Here is a 19462-nt window from a genome sequence, read left to right as displayed (position 1 = left end):
TTACTTAATACGTTCAACTAAAATATTTTCTGCTTCTTTTTTTCTTAATGCTAAACAAAATTGATCATATTTTATACATAACGGATCATTAAATATAGAAATAAAAAGTATTTCAAATTTTATCCCCGGTAAAACCCCTAATTCTAATAACTTTATTGGAAAATTATAATTTTTATAACCTGTTATAATTCCTTTTTCTCCTTTTTTTAATTCAGATAAATTCAAAATTTATTTTTATTTAATATTAAAATAAACAAATAATTAATTAGAATAAAAAGTATTTAAAAATAAATACATAAATTGTATATTTACGAAAATTTTTCTTATATGATAGTTTATGTTCTTGCGTCCTTTACAATTAATAATTAGTATATCATTACTAATTTTAGTTCACGAATTAGGTCATTTTGTTTTTTCCAAATTATTTGGAGTTAGAGTAGAAAAATTTTTTTTATTTTTTAATCCATTTTTTTCCATTTTTAAAAAAAAAATAGGAGATACTCTTTATGGAATAGGATGGATTCCATTAGGGGGATATATTAAAATATCTGGAATTAGAAATACTAATAATTATATTGATAATCATAATTTTTATTCTAAATCTTTAATAAAAAGATTATTGATTATTTCTGGGGGAATAATTGCCAATTTTGTTTTATCTATTTTTATTTTTTCATTTTTTTTATTTAAAAACGGAGATTCAAAATTACTTAATAAAAATATTCTATATGGAATTGAAATTAATGATTTATTAGATCAATTTGGATTAAAAAACGGAGATAAAATTTTATCTATAGATCATAATAAAATTCCATATTTTAATGAAATCAATAAACATATTTTATTGGGAAATAAAATAATTTTAAATCGTAATAATAAAATAATTAATCTATCATTAAGTGATAAGAAGAAATTTTTTTTTGATAAAAAAAAAATAAATTTTATTGTAATACCTAGAACACCACCTATTATTAATTTTATAATAAGTAATTCATATGCAGAAAAATATGGATTAAAATCTAATGATGAAATATTATCTATTAATTATATTCCTATAATGTTTCAGGATCAATTAAAATATAAAATAAAACGTTTTAATATAAATAATAAAAAAATTATAATAGGAATAAATAGAAATGGAAAATTTCTACAAAAAAAGTTTTTTTTTAAAAAAAAAAATATTCTGGGTTTATCTTTTAAAAATTTTATAGAATTATATAATATTTTTAATATTAAAGTAAATAATTATTCTATTATGGAAAGTTTATTGAATGGATTAAAAAAATCTGAAGATGTATTTAAAGATCAGATTTTTTTTTTAAAAAATATTTTTCAAATAGAAACAAAAGCTTATAAACATTTAGGAAGCTTTTTATCTATTGCTCAGGAATTTCCTAATTATTGGAATTGGAGTATTTTTTTAAATTTAACTGCATATCTATCTATTTGGTTAGCTTTTCTAAATTTAATTCCTATTCCATCGTTGGACGGAGGATATATTTTTTTTATTATATTAGAATTAATTATAGGAAAAAAATTAAGTGAAAAAATTTCTGAAATTTTTAATGTATTTGGTTTTATAATAATTAGTTTAATCATGATTATTATTATGATATGGGATATTTTTAAATTTTTTCATTTTTAAAAAAAAATATTTTATTTGGAGTAACACCTATATCCAAAATCAAGTCATTTTTATGTATATCTAAAATTAGATTATTCAGAGGATTAAATATACTTAATCCTATTTTTATAATGTTATTACTACATTTAGTAATAAATCTATCATAAAAACCTTTTCCATATCCTATTCTATATCCTCTAGAATCAAATATCAATAAAGGAATAAATATTATTTCTATACAAGAAGGAGGAATATATTTTTTATATATAGGTTCTAATATTCCATATTTATTTTTTTTTAAAGTGATTTTTTTATTAAAAAGACAATTTTTTATTGAATTATCATAAAAATTTAAAAATGGAATTGTAACAACGCATTTAGATTTTTTTTTTAGTAAAAAATTAATGATAATAAATGTATTTATTTCTCGATATTTTTTTATAGGAATAAAAATATGGTAATATTTTTTATTCCATATAGGTAATTTTTTCAATTGAAAAAATATTTTTTTACTAAAAAAGTTTATATTTTTTTCAGTAAAAAAATATTTTCTATAAAATAAATATTTTTTTCTTATATCAATTTTTTTTTGAAAAATCATTAAACATTTATTTTATGAAGTATTTAAATTTAAATAGAGCAAATGGATACAAATTTTTTTAAAATTTTTGTTATTTCTTTAGGAGATTCTAAATGTGCCATATGTCCTGTCGAAATTTCTACTGAACTAGTTCTATATCCTAGATTTATTTCTTTATAAATTTTATTTTTATCTAAAATTAAATCATATTTTCCTATAATATATAATTTAGGAAATGATGTATTCCTTAATACAGAAATTCTATTCTTACGTTTTGTCATACCTATTGACAATGAAGTTATAACATTAATAGGTGTTGACAATGCAATTTTTTTTGTAAATTCTAATTCTTTTTTTAATGAATTAATTTTTTTTGGATTAAACCATTTTTTTACATTTTCAGAAATAAAAAATTCAAAATTTTTATTTATTAATTTTATTGAGTTTATTCGATTTTTTTTTTTTTGATAATTATCAGATTCTGCAGTGGAGTGCAATAAACATAATCCCGAAAATATTTCTGGAATTTTTTTTGCAATAGATAAAGCAACATATCCTCCCATAGAATGACCGATAAATATTGCTTTTTTTATATATTTTTTAATCAAAATCCATTTAATTACATCATCTGCTATATTATCTATAGTTAAATCAACATCATTTGATGAGATTTTACTTTTTCCATGACCAGGGAGATCAACTATAATAATTTTATAATATTTATATAAATTATTAAATAAATATTTCCATATTTTTGAATTCCCCATAAATCCATGAATAAAAATTAATGTAGGAATTTTTTGATTTTCAACATTCATAAATAATTGAAAATTATTCCTTGAATAAATATTGTTGTTCATTTTTAATTAATTTAATATCAATTATTTATAATATAATTTTATTATTAAAAAATTTTAATAAAAAAAATATCTATTATTATAGATTTATATAATTACTTATTTTTTTTGATAAATAATTAAATTTTTTTGTAGATAAATTTATTCTTTTCTTTGAAAAATCAGCATCAGATTCTTGATCCATTGGAATTAAATGAACATGAATATGAGGAATTTCAAATCCCATAATAAATACTCCAACTCGATTACAATTAATAGCTTGTTCTATTCCTATTGCAACTTTTCTAGAAAAAATCATTATAGAAATAAAATTCTTTTCTGGAATAGAGAAAATTTTATCTCTATAAATATTTTTTGGAATAACTAGGGTATGTCCGATTTTTAATGGAGAAATATCTAAAAAAGATATATGATCAGCATCTTCTGCTATTTTATAGCAAGGAATTTTATTTTTTATTATATCAATAAATATATTATTTCTCATTAAATTCAATTTTTAATATTTCATAACTTAACGACATATTATTAGGTAATTTTATATGTGCTATATCCCCTACTTGTTTTCCTAATAATCCTAAAGATATAGGAGTGTTAATAGATATTTTTCCAGATTTTAAATCGGCTTCATCTTCAGGAACTAAAGTATATTTTTGTTCAATCCCATTAGTTAGATTCCTTAATCTAATAGTAGATAATATAGAAACTCTAGTTTTATTTATTTTTTTTTCATCTATAATTCTTGCATTAGATAATTTTTCTTTTAATTTAGCTATATTCATTTCTAATAAAATTTGTTTTTCTTTAATTGCATCATATTCAGCGTTTTCTGATAAGTCTCCTTTATCTCTAGCTTCAGCTATTTGTAAAGATATTTGAGATCTTTCTATATTTTCCAATTTTTCTATTTTTTCTTTTAATTTTTTTAATCCTTCTTTAGTTATATATTCAAATTTTTTTATTTCTTTCATAACAAATAAATATTATCATTTTATTTAATTCTTAATATCTTAGCCCCTAATTTTCTTAATCTTTCATCTATATTTTCATATCCTCTATCTATTTGTTCTACATTTTTAATTATACTGATACCTTTAGCAGAAAGTGCTGCTATAAGCAAAGATATTCCTGCTCTTATATCTGGAGAATTTAATATTGCACCACGTAAATATGATTGATGATTTAATCCAATTATTGTTGCTCTATGAGGATCACATAATATTATTTGTGCTCCCATTTCTATTAATTTATCTACAAAAAATAATCTACTTTCAAACATTTTTTGATGAATCAAAACACTTCCTTTTGCTTGAGTAGCAACTACAATTAGTATACTTAGTAAATCTGGAGTCAAACCAGGCCATGGAGCATCTGATATCGTTAATATTGCATTATTTAATAATTTTTTAATTTCATAAGATTTTTGTGCTGGAATAAAAATATCATTTTCTTCTTTTTTTATTTTTATCCCCATTTTTTTAAAAATATTTGGAATAATTCCTAAATTACTCCAATTAACATTTTTTATTCTTATTTCAGAAGAAGTAACAGCTGCTAATCCAATCCAACTACCAATTTCTACCATATCTGGAAGTATTGTATGAGTACCTCCTTTTAGTTGTTTAACCCCTATTACTTTTATTAAATTAGTTCCAATTCCAGTTATTTTTGCTCCTATTTTATTCAAAAAATTGCATAATTGTTGAATATATGGTTCACATGCAGCATTATATATGATAGTTACCCCTTTAGCTAAAGTTGCTGCCATTATTATATTTGCAGTTCCTGTTATTGAAGCTTCTTCCATTAAAATATACCTACCAATTAATATTTTTTTTCTAGTTTTTAAATAAAAATATTCATCATATTCCCCTTCATTTTGATGAATAATATCTGCACCTAACGATTTTAATCCATTTAAATGGGCATCTAATCTTCTACGTCCAATTCGATCTCCTCCAGGAATTGGAATCCAAACTTTTTTAAATCGAGTTAATATTGGTCCTGCGATCATTATAGATCCTCTAATCGAATTTCCATACTTTTTATGAAAACTTTTTGTTTTTAAATATTCAATATTTATATCTTTTGATTGAAAGGTATAATCTCCTGTTCCATTTTTCTCTACTATTACTCCTAAATTTTTAATGATTTTAATTAAACATGTAACATCTCCTATTTCTGGAATATTTTTAATTCTAATTTTATCCGAAGTTAGCAATGACGCACACAATATTTGTAAAGATTCATTTTTTGATCCTTGTGGAGTTATTTTACCTTTTAAAGATTTTCCACCCTTTATTTTAAAAATACCCATTTTTTATATAACTTAAAGTTTTTTAAAATATTATTTTTTCTTAATTAAGAATTTAAATTATTCTAAATGAACATCAATCATATACTTAATGATTGTATGTTGATGTATTATTATTTATAATATATATTTCAAATACGATATTTTAATATTCAGTAATTTTTTCAAAAATTATTACTTTAATTTTTTGGTATTAGCGATATAAAATATTTTTTATATATAGAAAATTTATTGATCTTAATATATGTATTATGTAATCTGAACGATTGGATGAAAAGTTAATATTTTATTTTTAGGTAACAATAAGTTTATTTAAGCTTAATAAAATTTTTTTTTCTCCAAATTGTTTAAATTTTATAGTAGCAATTGTATTTTTTTTCTGTAAAAATAATATAATTCCTTCTCCAAATTTGGGATGGAAAACTTTGTATCCTTTTTTAAAAATATTTAAATTTGAATTGAAATTATATTGATTATTTATTTCTTTTAAAGATTTTTTTTTATGAGTAAAATTATTAATATGATCACTGATTTTAGTCTCAAAAGAAATTAAATTTTTATTTATTTCTTTAATAAATCGACTAGGTGGATTTATTTTTTTTCTTCCCCATATAAATCTTGATTTAGCATATGTTAAAAATGTTATTTTTTTTGCTCTAGTTATAGCTACATAAAATAATCGTCGTTCTTCTTCTATTTGTTTTAATGAATTTTTCAAATTCATTTTTGATTTGGATGGAAAAATATTTTCTTCTAATCCAGTGATAAAAGTCACATAAAATTCTAGTCCTTTTGATAAATGTACGGTCATTAATGAAACTTTATTATTTTTATCATCATTCGTATTTTTATTATCTATTTTTATTTTTTGTTCTATTTCTTCAAAATAAAAATTCTGCAAAAATTCAGATAAATGAATGTTTTTATTGGACTTAGATTCTTGTAAAAAAAAATGATATAATTGATTATTTTCTAACTTATTTTTATCATGACTATTTTTCTTTTGTGAAAGAATTAAATGAATTATATTTTTTATTATTTCATATGCATTTTTTTCTTCTATTTTTAAATGAAGTTTTTCAATAATATTAAAAATATTTTTAATATTTTTAATTTTTTTAGAATTGATTTTTATTTCATTGTAAGATTCAATTTTATTAATAATATTAAAGATATTATTATTTTTGGATGTTAATTTTAATAAAAAATTAATTATTTTTTTATTAGATATTTTATTCTTAAGAATTCTTAATAATGACTCTTGATCATTAGGGTTTATTACAATTTTTAAATATGATAATAAATCTCTTACTTCTTTTCTTTTATCTAATGATATATTTCCATATATTTTATATGGAATTTTATTTTTTTTAAAAACATATTCTATAATATAAGATTGGTAATTTGTTCTATAAAAAACTGCAAAATCTTTATATTTATATTGTTTATATTTTATTATAATATTTATAGAGTTAACTATATATTGTGCTTCTTCTTTATCTGAAGAAGCACAATATATTCTGATCTTTTCCCCATTTTCATTATCTGTCCACGTTTTCTTTTGGATTTGACTTTTGTTAAATGATATAATATTATTAGCAGCTTGTACGATATAATTAGTTGAACGATAATTTTGTTCTAAATAAAATATTTTTGATTTTGGATATTCAATATGAAAATTAAGAATATTTGATATATTAGCACCTCTAAAAGTATAAATGCTTTGAGCATCATCTCCTACTGCAAAAATATTTTTATGTTTTTTATATAAAAATTTTATAATGTTATTTTGAGATAGATTAGTATCTTGATATTCATCAATCAAAATATATTTGAATATATTTTGATACTTTTCAAGTATATTTGGAAATCTATAAAATAGATAATTAGTATATAATAATATATCGTCAAAATCTAATGATTGAGATATATAACATTTCTTTATATAAATATCATATATATTTTTTAAAGGTTCTTTAAGATTTATTTTTTTTTTTGAAAAAAATAAATTATTTTTATAATTAGATATTATTTTCAATATATCCTTTATTTTAAATAACTTATCTAAGTTTAGATCTTCTAATATATTTTTTATTATATTTTCTGAGTTTTTTTGATCATAAATAGTATAATTTGAACTAATTTTAATAAAATCTGATTCTTTTCTTAATATTTTAGAGAAAATAGAATGAAATGTCCCTATTGTTAACTTATTTATTATTGATTTATCTTGTATTATATTATATATACGATCTTTCATTTCTTTTGAAGATTTCTTTGTAAAAGTTAATGCTAATATATTTTCAGGTTTTATTCCTAAATTATTGATCATATGTATAATACGATATGTTATGACCCTAGTTTTACCTGATCCAGCTCCTGCAATTACTAATATAGATCCATCAATAGTTTTAATTATTTTTTTTTGAATTTTATTTAAATTTGGGAAATTTATTTCCATATATTTTTTTTATAAAAAAATCCTTATCAGGATTGTAATTTTGTATAATTGGAGTTTTTTTCTAAAAATTTGTTAGTGGTATAAATAACTTCTTTGATTAAATTATAATCTTTAAAGAAATTTATAAATAGATAATTTTTTCCGCTTTGTTGTGTTCCTGTTAAATTTCCTCCCCCACGCAATTTTAAATCTTCTTTAGCTATTTCTAATCCATCATTTATTCGGCACATTTTATTAATTCTAATATATCCATCAGAATTAATTTTTTTTTCTGATAATAATATACAATAACTTTGATGTATTCCTCTACCTACCCTACCTCTTAATTGATGCAATTGAGATAAACCAAAAACATTTGCATTTTCTATCAAAATTACTGATACATTAGGAATGTCTATTCCTACTTCTATAATCGTAGTAGTAACCATTATTTTAGTTTTTCCTTGAAAAAAATTATTTATTTGCAATTTTTTTTCTTTAGGATTCATTTTTCCATGTAAAATTCCAATTTGATTTTTGTTTAAATGATGAAATTTTTTTATTATTTCTTGATATCCTATTAATAAATTTTTATATTGATTTTTTCCTTTATTTATAGTTGGATAAACTATATAAATTTGTCTTCCTTTTGTAATTTGATCATTTATTATTTTGAAAACTTTTTCTTTATTTTCATTCCAAAAATGTAAAGTTTTTATAGGTTTTCTTCCTATAGGTAATTTTTTTATAATAGAAATATTTAAATTTTGATGAATAACTTTTGCTAAAGTTCTAGGAATAGGTGTGGCAGTCATTATTAATATATGGGGAAATTTATTATTTTTATAAATTGCTTCTCTTTGTTCCACTCCAAATCGTTGTTGTTCATCAATTATTGCAAGTCCTAAATTTTTAAAAATTATATTTTTTTGTATCAAAGTATGTGTTCCAATTAAAATAGATATTTTTCCATCCAATATCATTTGATGAATCTTCTTTCGATTAGAAGATGAAGTAGATCCGGTTAATAATGCTATATTTATTCCTATTTTAGAAAGCATTTTATTTATATAATTATAATGTTGAATTGCTAAAACTTCAGTAGGGGCCATTAAACAAGATTGAAATCCATTATCTAATGCTAATAGTATTGTTAATATGGCAATTATAGTTTTTCCACTTCCAACATCACCTTGCAATAATCTATTCATTTGGATTGGTTTTTTTAAATCACTCCATATTTCTTTCAATGCATTTTTTTGATCCACAGTCAAATTAAATGGTAAATAATTTTTATAAAAGGATTTAAAATTATTACCTATTTTTAAAAAATTTTTTTTATATACTATTATATTTTTTTTTCTTAAAAAAAATAATCTTAACCAAAAAAATTCTTCAAATTTTAAAGAATATTTTGCTTTTTGCAATTTATCTATAGATTTTGGAAAATGAATTTGAATTATAGCTTCTTTTTTGGATATTAATTTATTGTTTTTTTCATTAACTATATTTTTAAATATAAATTCTTTTAATCCATTTTTATTATTAAATAATTCTTTTATTGCATTATATACTAATTTATTAATAAAATTATTTTTAATTCCTTTTTTTTTTAAATTTTCAGATATTTTATAGATTGGATATATAGAATTAATTTTGTCTTTAGAATTAATTTTTTTTATTTTTGGATGAATAATTTGATTTTTATCTTGAAATTTTGTTAATCTTCCCAAAACAGTTACTATAATATTTTTTTTAAAACTTTTTAAAATATTTATTTTTTTAAACCATACTAACTCAATATATCCAGTATTATCTTTTAATAAAGCTATTAGTATTTTTTCTTTTTTATTTTTTTTTATAATTTCTTTTATTTTTATTATTTTTCCTATTATTTGAACAAAAGAATTGTTATAATTAGATAATTCTGATATTCTTTTTAAAGAAACTATAAGATATCCTTTTGGATAAAAAAGAATTAAATCTTCATATGTATAAAGATTTAATTCTTTTTTAAGAAGAAAATTTTTCTTAGAATTCAATCCTTTTAAATATTTTAAAGATTTTTGTAAAATATTGTTATAGGACATTATAAATAATTTTTTTTATAGAAAAATACTTATTTTTGTTGTAAAATTTGGACATTTAGCTCAGTAGGTTTAGAGCACTACTTTGACATGGTAGAGGTCGTCGGTTCAAATCCGATAATGTCCATATAATAAATTATTATTTATTTATTTTGATTTTAAAAATATGATATTAATTACTACTTTAAGAGAAGGTGAATCTATTGAAAAAGCTTTAAAAAAAAGTAAAAAAAAATTTGATAAAACTCATGTTTTAAAAGAGATTAGGGATAAACAACAATATGTCAAACCATCAGAATATAGAAGAAACGAAATATTAAGAGCTATACATAGAGAACGTATGAAAATGAAAGATGAAAAATAATGAATTTATAAAAAATAAATTTATATTTGGATTAATCGGAAGAAATATACAATATTCTTTTTCAAGAGAATATTTTATAAAAAAATTTAAAAAAGAATTTATCAAAAATTGTGATTATATAATTTTTGATATTCCAAAAATAGAAGACGTTATTTCTATCTTAAATAAGCCCTTTTTAAGGGGTTGTAACGTTACTATTCCTTATAAAATAAAAATTTTTCCTTTTTTGGATAAAATTGATAAAGAGGCTAGATTAATTGGATCTATAAATGTAATTAACATAGAAAAAAATAAAAAAATAGGATATAATACAGATATTTTAGGATTCAAAAAATCTTTTGAAAAATTTATTAGAATAATTAAAGATTATAAATATTTAAAAGCATTAATATTAGGAACTGGTGGTGCTTCAAAAACAGTTTCATATGTTTTACATAAATTAGATATAAAACATAAATTTGTATCCAGAAATAGTATAGAAGATAATGTATTATTATACAACGAAATTAATAAAGAAATATTAGATGAATATAAAATAATTATTAATTGCACCCCTTTAGGTACTCATCCTAATATAAATTGTTGTCCATTAATTCCATATCAATATATATCTAATAATCATATTTTTTATGATCTTATATATAATCCTTCTAAAACACTTTTTTTAAAACAAGGTGAAAAAAAAGGTGCTCTAATTAAAAATGGATTAGATATGTTATATATTCAAGCAGAATATTCTTGGAAAATATGGAATTCATAAAATAATTATTTTTGAAATAATGAAAATTAAAAAATCTTTTATGGAAAGAGCTATTCAACTAGCTAAAAATGGATTAGGTAATGTATCACCTAACCCCATGGTGGGTTGTGTAATTGAACATAAAGGTAGAATTCTTTCAGAAGGTTGGCATTATAAATATGGAGAAGCACATGCAGAAGTAATAGCAATTAATAAAATCAAAAATTGTTTTTTATTGTTAGAATCCACTCTTTATGTTACGTTAGAACCATGTGTACATATTGGTAATACACCACCTTGTGTTGATTTAATCATAAAAAATAATATACCTAGAGTAGTAATAGGAGTACAAGACCCTTATAATAAGGTTAAAGGTAGAGGAATAGATAAATTAAGAAAGTCTGGAATATTAGTTATAAATAATTATTTAGAAAATGAATGTAAAATTTTAAATAAACGATTTTTTACTTTTTATAAAAAAAATCGTCCATTTATTATATTAAAATGGGCTCAAAATAATGATGGTTTTATAACATCACAAGAAAAAAAAAAAATTTGGATTAGTAATATTTTTTCAAGACAATTAAATCATAAATGGAGGGCTGAAGAAGATAGTATTTTAATAGGAAAAAGAACAGTTTTAATTGATAATCCTAAATTAAATATAAGAAAATGGTATGGAAATAATCCTATTAGAATATTATTAGATAAAAATTTAAACATTCCTAATAACTATTTTGTATTAGATAACAGTCAACGTACTATTATATTTAATGAAATACATAAAAAAAAAAACAATAATATAGAATATATAAAAATTAATTTTAATAAAGATATGTTATTTTATGTATTAAAACATTTATATAATAGAAAAATACAATCGATAATTATCGAAGGTGGTAAAAAAATATTAGAAAGTTTTATCAAAGAAAATTTATGGGACGAATGTAGAATTTTTATTTCCAAAATTTTTATAAAAAGTGGAATAAAAGCGCCTAATATAAATGGATCTTTTTATAAAGAAATAATAATTAATGATATAGATAAATTAATTATAAAACATTATTAAATTATGTCTATAAAAATTACAACTAATTGTATTAATTGTGGAGCCTGTGAACCAGAATGTCCTAATAATGCAATTTATGAAGGTGGAAAAAAATGGAAAATGGCTGATGGCACCACTTTAACAAATAAAAAATTAAGTATTAATTTAGATCCTACAATTTCACAAAATCCAAAAAATGAAGATATTTATTTTATTGTTTCTGAAAAATGTACAGAATGTATTGGTTTTTTTAGTGAACCACAATGTGTTATAATATGTCCTGTCAATTGCTGTGTGAAAGATTTAAAAAATATAGAAACTAAGGAGGATCTTCTAAAGAAAAAAAAATTTTTACATGGATAAAAAAGAAAAAAATTATAAAACTGAATATAATTGGATTCAATTAATTAATGAACAATCGAATAAAAAATATTTTGTAGATTTAATAAAATTTGTCAAAAAAGAATATAAAATATTTACTTGTTTTCCAAAAATGAATAATATTTTTTCTTTTATGAAATATTGTTCTTTTCAAAAAATAAAAGTAGTTTTATTAGGTCAAGATCCTTATCATAATTATAATCAAGCCGATGGACTGGCTTTTTCTGTTTTAAATGGAACCCCATTTCCTCCATCTTTGAAAAATATTTTTAGAGAAATTAAAAATTGTTTTAAAGATTATCAATTACCAAAAAGTGGATCATTAGTAAATTGGGCAAAACAAGGTGTTTTATTACTTAATTCTATATTAACAGTTAGAAAAGGTAGTCCTGGGTCTCATAAAAATTTGGGTTGGGAAATTTTTACAGATCAAATTATATACAATATATCTATAAGAAAAAAAAACATCGTTTTTTTATTGTGGGGAAAATATGCTAAAAATAAAGAAAATTTCATTAAAAATATCAAAAATCATTTTGTTTTGAAAACAACACACCCATCTCCATTTTCTGCTAATTTAGGTTTTATTGGATGTAAGCATTTTTTAATGGTAAATGAATTTTTAAAAGAAAAAAAAAAATCAGTTATCATTTGGTGATAGGTGATAAATTTATATTTTTATATTAAATAAAATAGTTAATTTTAAATATGTATAGCACGATTTTCAAAATTTAATAATGAAGCCTCTTTAAAAGATTCACTAAAAGTAGGATGTGGATGACAAATCCTATATATATCTTTACATGAAGCTCTAAATTCCATAGCAACTACTGCTTCCATAATCATATCTGATGCATGCTCACTAATGATATGTATTCCTAGTATTTTATCGGTTTTTTTATCAGATATAATTTTTACAAAACCATCTGTATTTCCAGTTGTATGAGCTCTACCTAATGCTTTCATAGGAAAAATTCCTTTATTGTATTCTAATTTTTTATTCTTTATATTTTCTTCTGTATCCCCAACACTAGCTACCTCTGGGTATGTATATATGACTGATGGAATCAAATTATAATTTAATTTATTAGGTTTATGTCCAGATATATATTCAGATACGTATAATCCTTCTTCTTCTGCTTTATGTGCTAACATTTTTCCACCTATAACATCTCCAATTGCGTATATATTATCAACTGTACTTTTTAACGATTGATTAACCTTTATAAATCCTTTTTCATTTTTTTTTATTCCTATTTTATCCAATCCTAATCCTTCTGTATAGGGAATTCTACCAATGGATATTAAGCAATAATCTCCTTTAAATAATAGTTCTTTTCCATTATTTTTATTAATTGTTGAAACAATAACTTCCTTTGGATTATTGGATAATACACTATTAACGGATAAAGAAGTTTCTATTCTTATAGAAGATTTTTCAAATATTTTTTTGATTTCATTACTTAATGAATAATCCATATTTGGTATAATTTTATCCATATTATCAATAATAGTAACTTTACTTCCTAATCTACTAAAAAAAGAACTTAATTCTAATCCAATTATTCCTCCTCCAATTGTTATTAAATTCTTTGGAAGATTTTTTAAATTTAATGCTTCTGTAGAGGATAAAATCCTATTTTCAAATTTTTTTATATATGGGAATTTGAAAGGTTTAGATCCAGTTGATATGATACAATATTTAAATTTTATTGTTTGTTTTATTTTCATCGATTTATCATCGATAACTAATAATGTATTTTTTGTATTAAAAGATCCAATTCCATAATAAATATCTATTTTATTTTTTCTCATTAAATATTTTATACCGTTATTTATATTTTCAATTATATTATTTTTTCTATTAATTATTTTGTTTAAATCAAATTGTAATTTTTCAAAAAAAATACCATGTGAATAAAAATTTTTTTTGGCTAAATAAATATATTTAGATGTATCTAAGACACATTTAGAAGGAATACATCCTACGTTTAAACATGTTCCACCTAATTTTGAATATTTTTCAATTATTGCAGTTTTTAATCCCAACTGACTTGATCGAATAGCAGATACATATCCACCTGGTCCAGATCCAATAATAACTAAATCGTATTTTAACAAATCATTCATAATATAATATGATAATTATTTAAATTAAATTTCATAAATTAATAGAATTTATAAAAAAAATTAATATTATAAAGTAAAATTTGTTAACTATAAAAAATTTTTAATATAATTTATTTATTAAGATTCTATATAAATATTAATGAAATATGAATTTTATTTTTTTATACTTTATACTATACTTTATATTTATGTATATAAAAAAATAAAATATAATAATGAGACGTGCATATTTAGATAATGCCTCTAGTACTCCTTTGAGAAAGGAAGTATTAAAAACTATGACAAATGTATTAAAATATACATTTGGGAATCCTTCTTCTTTACAACATAGTTATGGAAGATCTGTTCGTTCTATTATAGAAGAATCTAGGATTATTATAGCTAATAATATTAATTCATCTTCTTATGAAATTTTATTTACTTCTGGAGGGACTGAGTCAAATAATTTAGTAATACAATTATCTATTAATAATTTAGATGTAAAACATTTTATAACTTCCAAATTAGAACATTCTTCAGTTTTACAAACAATTTATTCTTTATCTAAAAAACAAAATATATCTACAAGTTTTGTTAATTTTGATAGTAATGGGACACTTGACTTAAATCATTTAGAAGAACATTTAAAAAAATGTTCTTCTAAGAAAATTCTTGTTAGTTTAATGTATGCTAATAATGAAATTGGTAATTTATTATTAGATTTAAATAATGTAATTTTTTTATGTAAAAAATATAATGCTTATTTTCATTCAGATACAATTCAATTTATAGGTAATTTTCCTATTGATATGAAACAATTACAAATTGATTTTGTTACGGCTAGCGCTCATAAATTTTATGGACCAAAAGGTGTAGGATTTATTTTTATTAGAGAAAATATATTAAAAAATATAAAATTTTATTTAATAAATAATTGTAGAGAATATGGAATTCGTCCTGGAACAGAAAATGTATCTGGAATAGCTGGATTATCAAAAGCTTTAGAATTATCTTCTAATAATTTTTCCGATCATATAAAAAAAATTTTAGAATTAAAATCTTACTGTATTTTAAAATTAAAAGAAATTATTCCTGATATAATTTTTAATGGATTATCCAGTAACTTTGAAAAAAGTATTCCTTCGATATTAAATTTTTTATATCCTATAAAAAAAGTGGATTATTTATTTTATTTTCAATTAGATTTAATGGGAATTTCTATATCTAAAGGTAGTTCTTGTGATAGTTCAAATAATGAAATATCTCATGTTATTCAATCTATTGTAGATAAATCGTTGTTAAAAAAAATGATGCCAGTAAGAGTTTCTTTTGGAATTTTTAATAAAAAAAAAGATATAGATTTGTTAATAGAATCTCTACAAAAAGTAACAAAAATTATTTAATAGTGAACATGTTTTATTCAATATTTTTTAAATCTTCTATTGGTAAAAAAATAATCATGGCTTCTACTGGTGTTTTTCTTATGATTTTTTTACTATTACATTTAAGTATTAATTTATCTCTTTTTTATGGAGAAAAAACTTTTAATGAAGCAGTATTTTTCATGAGGAATAATATTTTTATCCATATAATGGAATATATTTTAGCTATCGGTTTTATTACTCATATTTTTTTAGGAATTAATATTTTTTTAAAAAATAAAAATATTAGAGGTGATGTAGAATATTCTTTAAATAAATCCACTCCTATTACATCGTTTAGTAGTAGAACAATGATAATTAGTGGAATATTAATATTATGTTTTTTAATTCTTCATTTAATAAATTTTTCAATTCCCATGAAATATTCTTCTAATAAAATTTCAGACTATAAAATAGTTATTTCATTATTTAAAAATCCTTATTATACTTTTATATATGTTTTTTCTTTTATAATGTTAGGAATTCATTTAAATCACGGATTTCAATCGTCTTTTTATTCATTAGGTATAGCTAATAAAAAAAATTTTATTTGGATTAAAAAATTTGGTTGTTTTTATTTTTGGTTTATTTCTATTGGATTTTCTATTATTGCTATTTGGTTTTTTTTCAATTAAAAAATTAATTTTTTAATATAAATATAATATGAATCAAAATTTATTCAAATTAACGTCAAAAGTTCCTAGTGGAAAATTATCCGATAAGTGGAAAAATCACAAATATTCGTTGAATATGGTTGCTCCTAATAATAGAAAAAATATAGAAATTATTGTTGTTGGAACTGGATTAGCAGGAGGGGCAGCATCAGCTACATTATCCGAATTAGGATATAAAGTTAAATCATTTTGTTATCAAGATTCATCTAGAAGAGCCCATTCAGTAGCTGCTCAAGGGGGGATAAATGCATCTAAAAATTATAAAGGTGACAACGATTCTATTTTTCAACTTTTTCATGACACAATAAAAGGTGGAGATTTTAGATCTAGAGAATCTAATGTTTATCGTTTATCAGAAATATCGTCTAATATTATTGATCAATGTGTTGCTCAGGGGGTCCCTTTTGCAAGAGACTATGCAGGATATCTAGATACAAGATCTTTTGGAGGGACTAAAGTTTCTAGAACATTTTATGCCAAAGGACAAACTGGACAACAACTTTTATTAGCTTGTTATTCAGCAATGTCTAGACAAATTGGAAAAGGAAAAATTAAATTGTATAATAGACATGAAATGTTAGATTTAGTAGTAATAGATGGATTTGCTAGAGGAATAATTGCTAGAAATTTGATTACTGGTGAAATAGAGAAATATTCATCACATGCAGTCGTAATAGCTACTGGTGGATATGGAAATGTTTTTTTTCTATCTACTAATGCTATGGGTGCAAATGCCAGTGCTATATGGCAAGTACATAAAAAAGGTGGATTTTTTGCTAATCCTTGTTTTACTCAAATACATCCTACTTGTATTCCTATACATGGAGATTATCAGTCTAAATTAACTCTTATGTCTGAATCATTAAGAAATGATGGAAGAATATGGGTCCCTAATAAAATAAAAGATAGCGTTCTTATAAGAAATGGGAAAAAAAAAGCTATTGATTTAAAAGAAGATGAAAGAGATTATTTTTTAGAGAGACGTTATCCATCATTTGGGAATTTAGTTCCTAGAGATGTAGCTTCTAGAGCAGCTAAAGAACGTTGTGATAATGGATTTGGAATAGAAAATAATGATACTAAAGAAGGAATTTTTTTAGATTTTGAATCTTCTATAAGAAGATATGGGATTGAAAAAGCTAATGAAATTGGATTATCTAATATAGATTCTTTGGAAATAAAAAAATTTGGAAAAAAAACAATAGAATCCAAATATGGTAATTTATTTCATATGTATGAAAAAATTACTAATGATAATCCATATGAAAATCCTATGAAAATTTATCCAGCTGTTCATTACACAATGGGAGGAATATGGGTAGATTATAATTTAATGTCAACTATTCCGGGTTGTTTTGTAATAGGAGAGGCTAATTTTTCAGATCATGGATCTAATAGATTAGGGGCATCTGCTCTTATGCAAGGATTAGCAGATGGTTATTTTATTCTTCCCTATACTATAGCAGATTATTTATCTAAATATGTTAACGTTAATAATAATGATATAAAATATATAATACAACATAAAGAATTTTTAAATTCAGAAAAAATAGTAAAAAATAAAATTAAAAAACTTTTTCAAAAAAAAGGAGAAAAATCAGTAGATTTTTTTCATAAAAAATTAGGAAAAATTATGTGGGAATATGTTGGAATGACTAGAAATTATAATGGATTAATAGAATCTATAAAAAGAATACAAGAAATTAGATATGAATTTTGGAATAATGTTTTTATTCCTGGAAAAATAGAAGATGGATTAAATTCTGAATTAGAAAAAGCTATTCGTGTATCTGATTTTTTAGAATTAGGTGAATTAATGGCAATGGATGCTTTGAATCGTAACGAATCTTGCGGAAGTCATTTTAGAGAAGAATATCAAACCAAAGATGGAGAAGCTTTACGTGATGATTCAAATTATCAATATGTTTCTGTATGGGAATACATAAAAAATAAACCAATTAGTAAAGAAGTTATGCATAAAGAAGATTTGAAATTTGATTCAATTAAAATTGAGGATCGTTCTTATAAATAAAATAACAATATTATAGTATGGAAAATTTATTGGAATTTAATTTAAAAATTTGGAGGCAAAAAAATAACGAAGAAAAAGGCTATTTTAAAAGATATAAAGTTTATAACATATCTCCTAATAGTTCATTTTTAGAAATGTTAGATATATTAAATAATCAAATTATTTCTTCCAAAAAAGAATTTCCTATATCATTTGATCATGATTGTAGAGAAGGAATCTGTGGAATGTGTTCTTTATATATAAATGGACGAGCTCATGGTCCAGATGAATTAACTACCACTTGTCAATTACATATGCGAAATTTTAAAAATGGAGAAACTATATATATAGAACCTTGGAGAGTAAAAACTTTTCCTATTATAAGGGATCTTATTGTAGATCGTTCTTCTTTAGATAGAATTATTATTTCTGGAGGATATATTTCTGTAAATACTTTTGGAAATACAGTAGATGGAAATAATATTCTTATTTCAAAAGAAAAAGCAGAAGAATCTTTTGATGCAGCAACTTGTATTGGTTGTGGAGCATGTGTAGCAGCTTGTAAAAATGGATCTGCTATGTTATTTGTTTCAGCAAAAATTGCACATCTTTCTATATTACCTCAAGGAAAATTAGAAAAAAATAAAAGAATTAAAAATATGATTAGTAAAATGGATGAAGAAGGATTTGGAACTTGTAGCAATACTAAGGCTTGTGAAATAGAATGTCCAAAAGGAATATCAACAGAATATATTTCTTTATTAAATAAAGAATATATACGGTTACTTATTTGAATAAATAATTAATTAATTATAT

Annotated in this window: 19 protein-coding genes and 1 tRNA gene; 11 read left to right on the top strand and 9 right to left on the bottom strand. The window is 21.5% G+C overall.

Going from position 1 to position 19462, the window contains the following annotated elements; all coding sequences use genetic code 11:
* Entirely contained in the window at positions 1–225 is a 225-nt protein-coding gene (locus H0H58_RS02290) for a FeoA family protein (RefSeq protein ID WP_185864939.1), read from the bottom strand.
* A gap of 112 nt (positions 226–337) precedes the next feature.
* Between H0H58_RS02290 and rseP the strand changes: the two genes are divergently transcribed.
* On the top strand, positions 338–1645 hold the full coding sequence (gene rseP / locus H0H58_RS02285) for an RIP metalloprotease RseP (protein ID WP_185864938.1): 1308 nt from the start codon (positions 338–340) through the stop codon (positions 1643–1645).
* On the opposite strand, the gene H0H58_RS02280 is transcribed toward rseP, so the two are convergent.
* The 7 genes from H0H58_RS02280 to H0H58_RS02250 form a co-directional block, all read right to left on the bottom strand.
* Positions 1626–2225 carry a 5-formyltetrahydrofolate cyclo-ligase gene (locus tag H0H58_RS02280; RefSeq protein WP_185864937.1) on the bottom strand — a complete coding sequence of 200 codons (600 nt, stop codon included), beginning with the start codon at positions 2223–2225 and terminating at the stop codon, positions 1626–1628. The genes rseP and H0H58_RS02280 overlap by 20 nt on opposite strands.
* Before the next feature lie 29 nt (positions 2226–2254).
* Entirely contained in the window at positions 2255–3064 is an 810-nt protein-coding gene (locus H0H58_RS02275) for an alpha/beta fold hydrolase (protein ID WP_238785131.1), read from the bottom strand.
* A 76-nt stretch (positions 3065–3140) separates the two neighbouring features.
* Complete coding sequence (locus H0H58_RS02270) at positions 3141–3545, bottom strand: HIT family protein (protein ID WP_185864936.1); 405 nt, start codon at positions 3543–3545, stop codon at positions 3141–3143.
* Positions 3535–4020, bottom strand: coding sequence for a transcription elongation factor GreA (gene greA, locus H0H58_RS02265; RefSeq protein WP_185865290.1), 486 nt, complete (start codon positions 4018–4020; stop codon positions 3535–3537). The genes H0H58_RS02270 and greA overlap by 11 nt, the downstream gene beginning before the upstream one ends.
* 29 nt (positions 4021–4049) lie before the next feature.
* On the bottom strand, positions 4050–5375 hold the full coding sequence (murA, locus tag H0H58_RS02260; RefSeq protein WP_185864935.1) for a UDP-N-acetylglucosamine 1-carboxyvinyltransferase: 1326 nt from the start codon (positions 5373–5375) through the stop codon (positions 4050–4052).
* Positions 5376–5664: 289 nt separating this feature from the next.
* Complete coding sequence (locus H0H58_RS02255) at positions 5665–7833, bottom strand: ATP-dependent helicase (protein ID WP_185864934.1); 2169 nt, start codon at positions 7831–7833, stop codon at positions 5665–5667.
* 26 nt (positions 7834–7859) lie between these two features.
* The gene (locus H0H58_RS02250; RefSeq protein ID WP_185864933.1) at positions 7860–9902 is read right to left on the bottom strand and encodes an ATP-dependent DNA helicase RecG; all 2043 of its coding nucleotides are present in this window, start codon (positions 9900–9902) and stop codon (positions 7860–7862) included.
* 49 nt (positions 9903–9951) lie between these two features.
* On the opposite strand from H0H58_RS02250, the gene H0H58_RS02245 reads away from it, so the two are divergent.
* From H0H58_RS02245 to ung, 6 genes are all read left to right on the top strand, one after another.
* A tRNA-Val gene (locus H0H58_RS02245) sits at positions 9952–10026 on the top strand.
* A 39-nt stretch (positions 10027–10065) separates the two neighbouring features.
* Complete coding sequence (gene rpsU / locus H0H58_RS02240) at positions 10066–10263, top strand: 30S ribosomal protein S21 (protein WP_185864932.1); 198 nt, start codon at positions 10066–10068, stop codon at positions 10261–10263.
* Positions 10253–11023, top strand: coding sequence for a shikimate dehydrogenase family protein (locus tag H0H58_RS02235; RefSeq protein WP_185864931.1), 771 nt, complete (start codon positions 10253–10255; stop codon positions 11021–11023). The genes rpsU and H0H58_RS02235 overlap by 11 nt, the downstream gene beginning before the upstream one ends.
* Before the next feature lie 19 nt (positions 11024–11042).
* Positions 11043–12071 (top strand): bifunctional diaminohydroxyphosphoribosylaminopyrimidine deaminase/5-amino-6-(5-phosphoribosylamino)uracil reductase RibD, encoded by a 1029-nt coding sequence (gene ribD / locus H0H58_RS02230; protein ID WP_185864930.1) that lies wholly within the window; start codon positions 11043–11045, stop codon positions 12069–12071.
* 3 nt (positions 12072–12074) lie between these two features.
* Positions 12075–12413 (top strand): 4Fe-4S dicluster domain-containing protein, encoded by a 339-nt coding sequence (locus H0H58_RS02225; RefSeq protein WP_185864929.1) that lies wholly within the window; start codon positions 12075–12077, stop codon positions 12411–12413.
* Positions 12406–13089, top strand: a complete 684-nt coding sequence (gene ung, locus H0H58_RS02220) for a uracil-DNA glycosylase (protein WP_185864928.1) — start codon at positions 12406–12408, stop codon at positions 13087–13089. Before H0H58_RS02225 ends, ung begins: the two co-directional genes overlap by 8 nt.
* Positions 13090–13133: 44 nt before the next feature.
* On the opposite strand, the gene lpdA is transcribed toward ung, so the two are convergent.
* Positions 13134–14561 (bottom strand): dihydrolipoyl dehydrogenase, encoded by a 1428-nt coding sequence (gene lpdA / locus H0H58_RS02215; RefSeq protein ID WP_185864927.1) that lies wholly within the window; start codon positions 14559–14561, stop codon positions 13134–13136.
* 215 nt (positions 14562–14776) lie between these two features.
* Here lpdA and H0H58_RS02210 point away from each other — a divergent pair, with 215 nt between their 5' ends.
* From H0H58_RS02210 to H0H58_RS02195, 4 genes are read left to right on the top strand one after another with little or no spacing between them, the layout of a single operon-like run.
* Positions 14777–15943 carry a cysteine desulfurase family protein gene (locus H0H58_RS02210; protein ID WP_185864926.1) on the top strand — a complete coding sequence of 389 codons (1167 nt, stop codon included), beginning with the start codon at positions 14777–14779 and terminating at the stop codon, positions 15941–15943.
* Positions 15944–15951: 8 nt separating this feature from the next.
* Positions 15952–16596, top strand: a complete 645-nt coding sequence (locus H0H58_RS02205) for a succinate dehydrogenase cytochrome b subunit (RefSeq protein WP_185864925.1) — start codon at positions 15952–15954, stop codon at positions 16594–16596.
* A gap of 28 nt (positions 16597–16624) precedes the next feature.
* Complete coding sequence (locus H0H58_RS02200) at positions 16625–18667, top strand: fumarate reductase/succinate dehydrogenase flavoprotein subunit (RefSeq protein ID WP_185864924.1); 2043 nt, start codon at positions 16625–16627, stop codon at positions 18665–18667.
* A gap of 17 nt (positions 18668–18684) precedes the next feature.
* Positions 18685–19440, top strand: coding sequence for a succinate dehydrogenase/fumarate reductase iron-sulfur subunit (locus H0H58_RS02195; RefSeq protein ID WP_185864923.1), 756 nt, complete (start codon positions 18685–18687; stop codon positions 19438–19440).
* The last annotated feature ends 22 nt before the right edge of the window (positions 19441–19462 follow it).

It is taken from the genome of Blattabacterium cuenoti (assembly GCF_014251775.1).
GTDB lineage: Bacteria > Bacteroidota > Bacteroidia > Flavobacteriales > Blattabacteriaceae > Blattabacterium > Blattabacterium cuenoti_H.
The sequence above is the reverse complement of the archived record's forward strand: the minus strand, read 5'-3'. Positions and strand labels throughout refer to the sequence as shown.

Coding starts and splice junctions, on each gene's coding strand:
- rseP (WP_185864938.1), top strand. CDS start 338: ATGTTCTTGCGTCCTTTACAATTAATAATTAGTATATCATTACTAATT.
- H0H58_RS02280 (WP_185864937.1), bottom strand. CDS start 2,225: ATGATTTTTCAAAAAAAAATTGATATAAGAAAAAAATATTTATTTTAT.
- H0H58_RS02275 (WP_238785131.1), bottom strand. CDS start 3,064: ATGAACAACAATATTTATTCAAGGAATAATTTTCAATTATTTATGAAT.
- H0H58_RS02270 (WP_185864936.1), bottom strand. CDS start 3,545: ATGAGAAATAATATATTTATTGATATAATAAAAAATAAAATTCCTTGC.
- murA (WP_185864935.1), bottom strand. CDS start 5,375: ATGGGTATTTTTAAAATAAAGGGTGGAAAATCTTTAAAAGGTAAAATA.
- H0H58_RS02255 (WP_185864934.1), bottom strand. CDS start 7,833: ATGGAAATAAATTTCCCAAATTTAAATAAAATTCAAAAAAAAATAATT.
- H0H58_RS02250 (WP_185864933.1), bottom strand. CDS start 9,902: ATGTCCTATAACAATATTTTACAAAAATCTTTAAAATATTTAAAAGGA.
- rpsU (WP_185864932.1), top strand. CDS start 10,066: ATGATATTAATTACTACTTTAAGAGAAGGTGAATCTATTGAAAAAGCT.
- H0H58_RS02235 (WP_185864931.1), top strand. CDS start 10,253: ATGAAAAATAATGAATTTATAAAAAATAAATTTATATTTGGATTAATC.
- ribD (WP_185864930.1), top strand. CDS start 11,043: ATGAAAATTAAAAAATCTTTTATGGAAAGAGCTATTCAACTAGCTAAA.
- H0H58_RS02225 (WP_185864929.1), top strand. CDS start 12,075: ATGTCTATAAAAATTACAACTAATTGTATTAATTGTGGAGCCTGTGAA.
- ung (WP_185864928.1), top strand. CDS start 12,406: ATGGATAAAAAAGAAAAAAATTATAAAACTGAATATAATTGGATTCAA.
- lpdA (WP_185864927.1), bottom strand. CDS start 14,561: ATGAATGATTTGTTAAAATACGATTTAGTTATTATTGGATCTGGACCA.
- H0H58_RS02210 (WP_185864926.1), top strand. CDS start 14,777: ATGAGACGTGCATATTTAGATAATGCCTCTAGTACTCCTTTGAGAAAG.
- H0H58_RS02205 (WP_185864925.1), top strand. CDS start 15,952: ATGTTTTATTCAATATTTTTTAAATCTTCTATTGGTAAAAAAATAATC.
- H0H58_RS02200 (WP_185864924.1), top strand. CDS start 16,625: ATGAATCAAAATTTATTCAAATTAACGTCAAAAGTTCCTAGTGGAAAA.
- H0H58_RS02195 (WP_185864923.1), top strand. CDS start 18,685: ATGGAAAATTTATTGGAATTTAATTTAAAAATTTGGAGGCAAAAAAAT.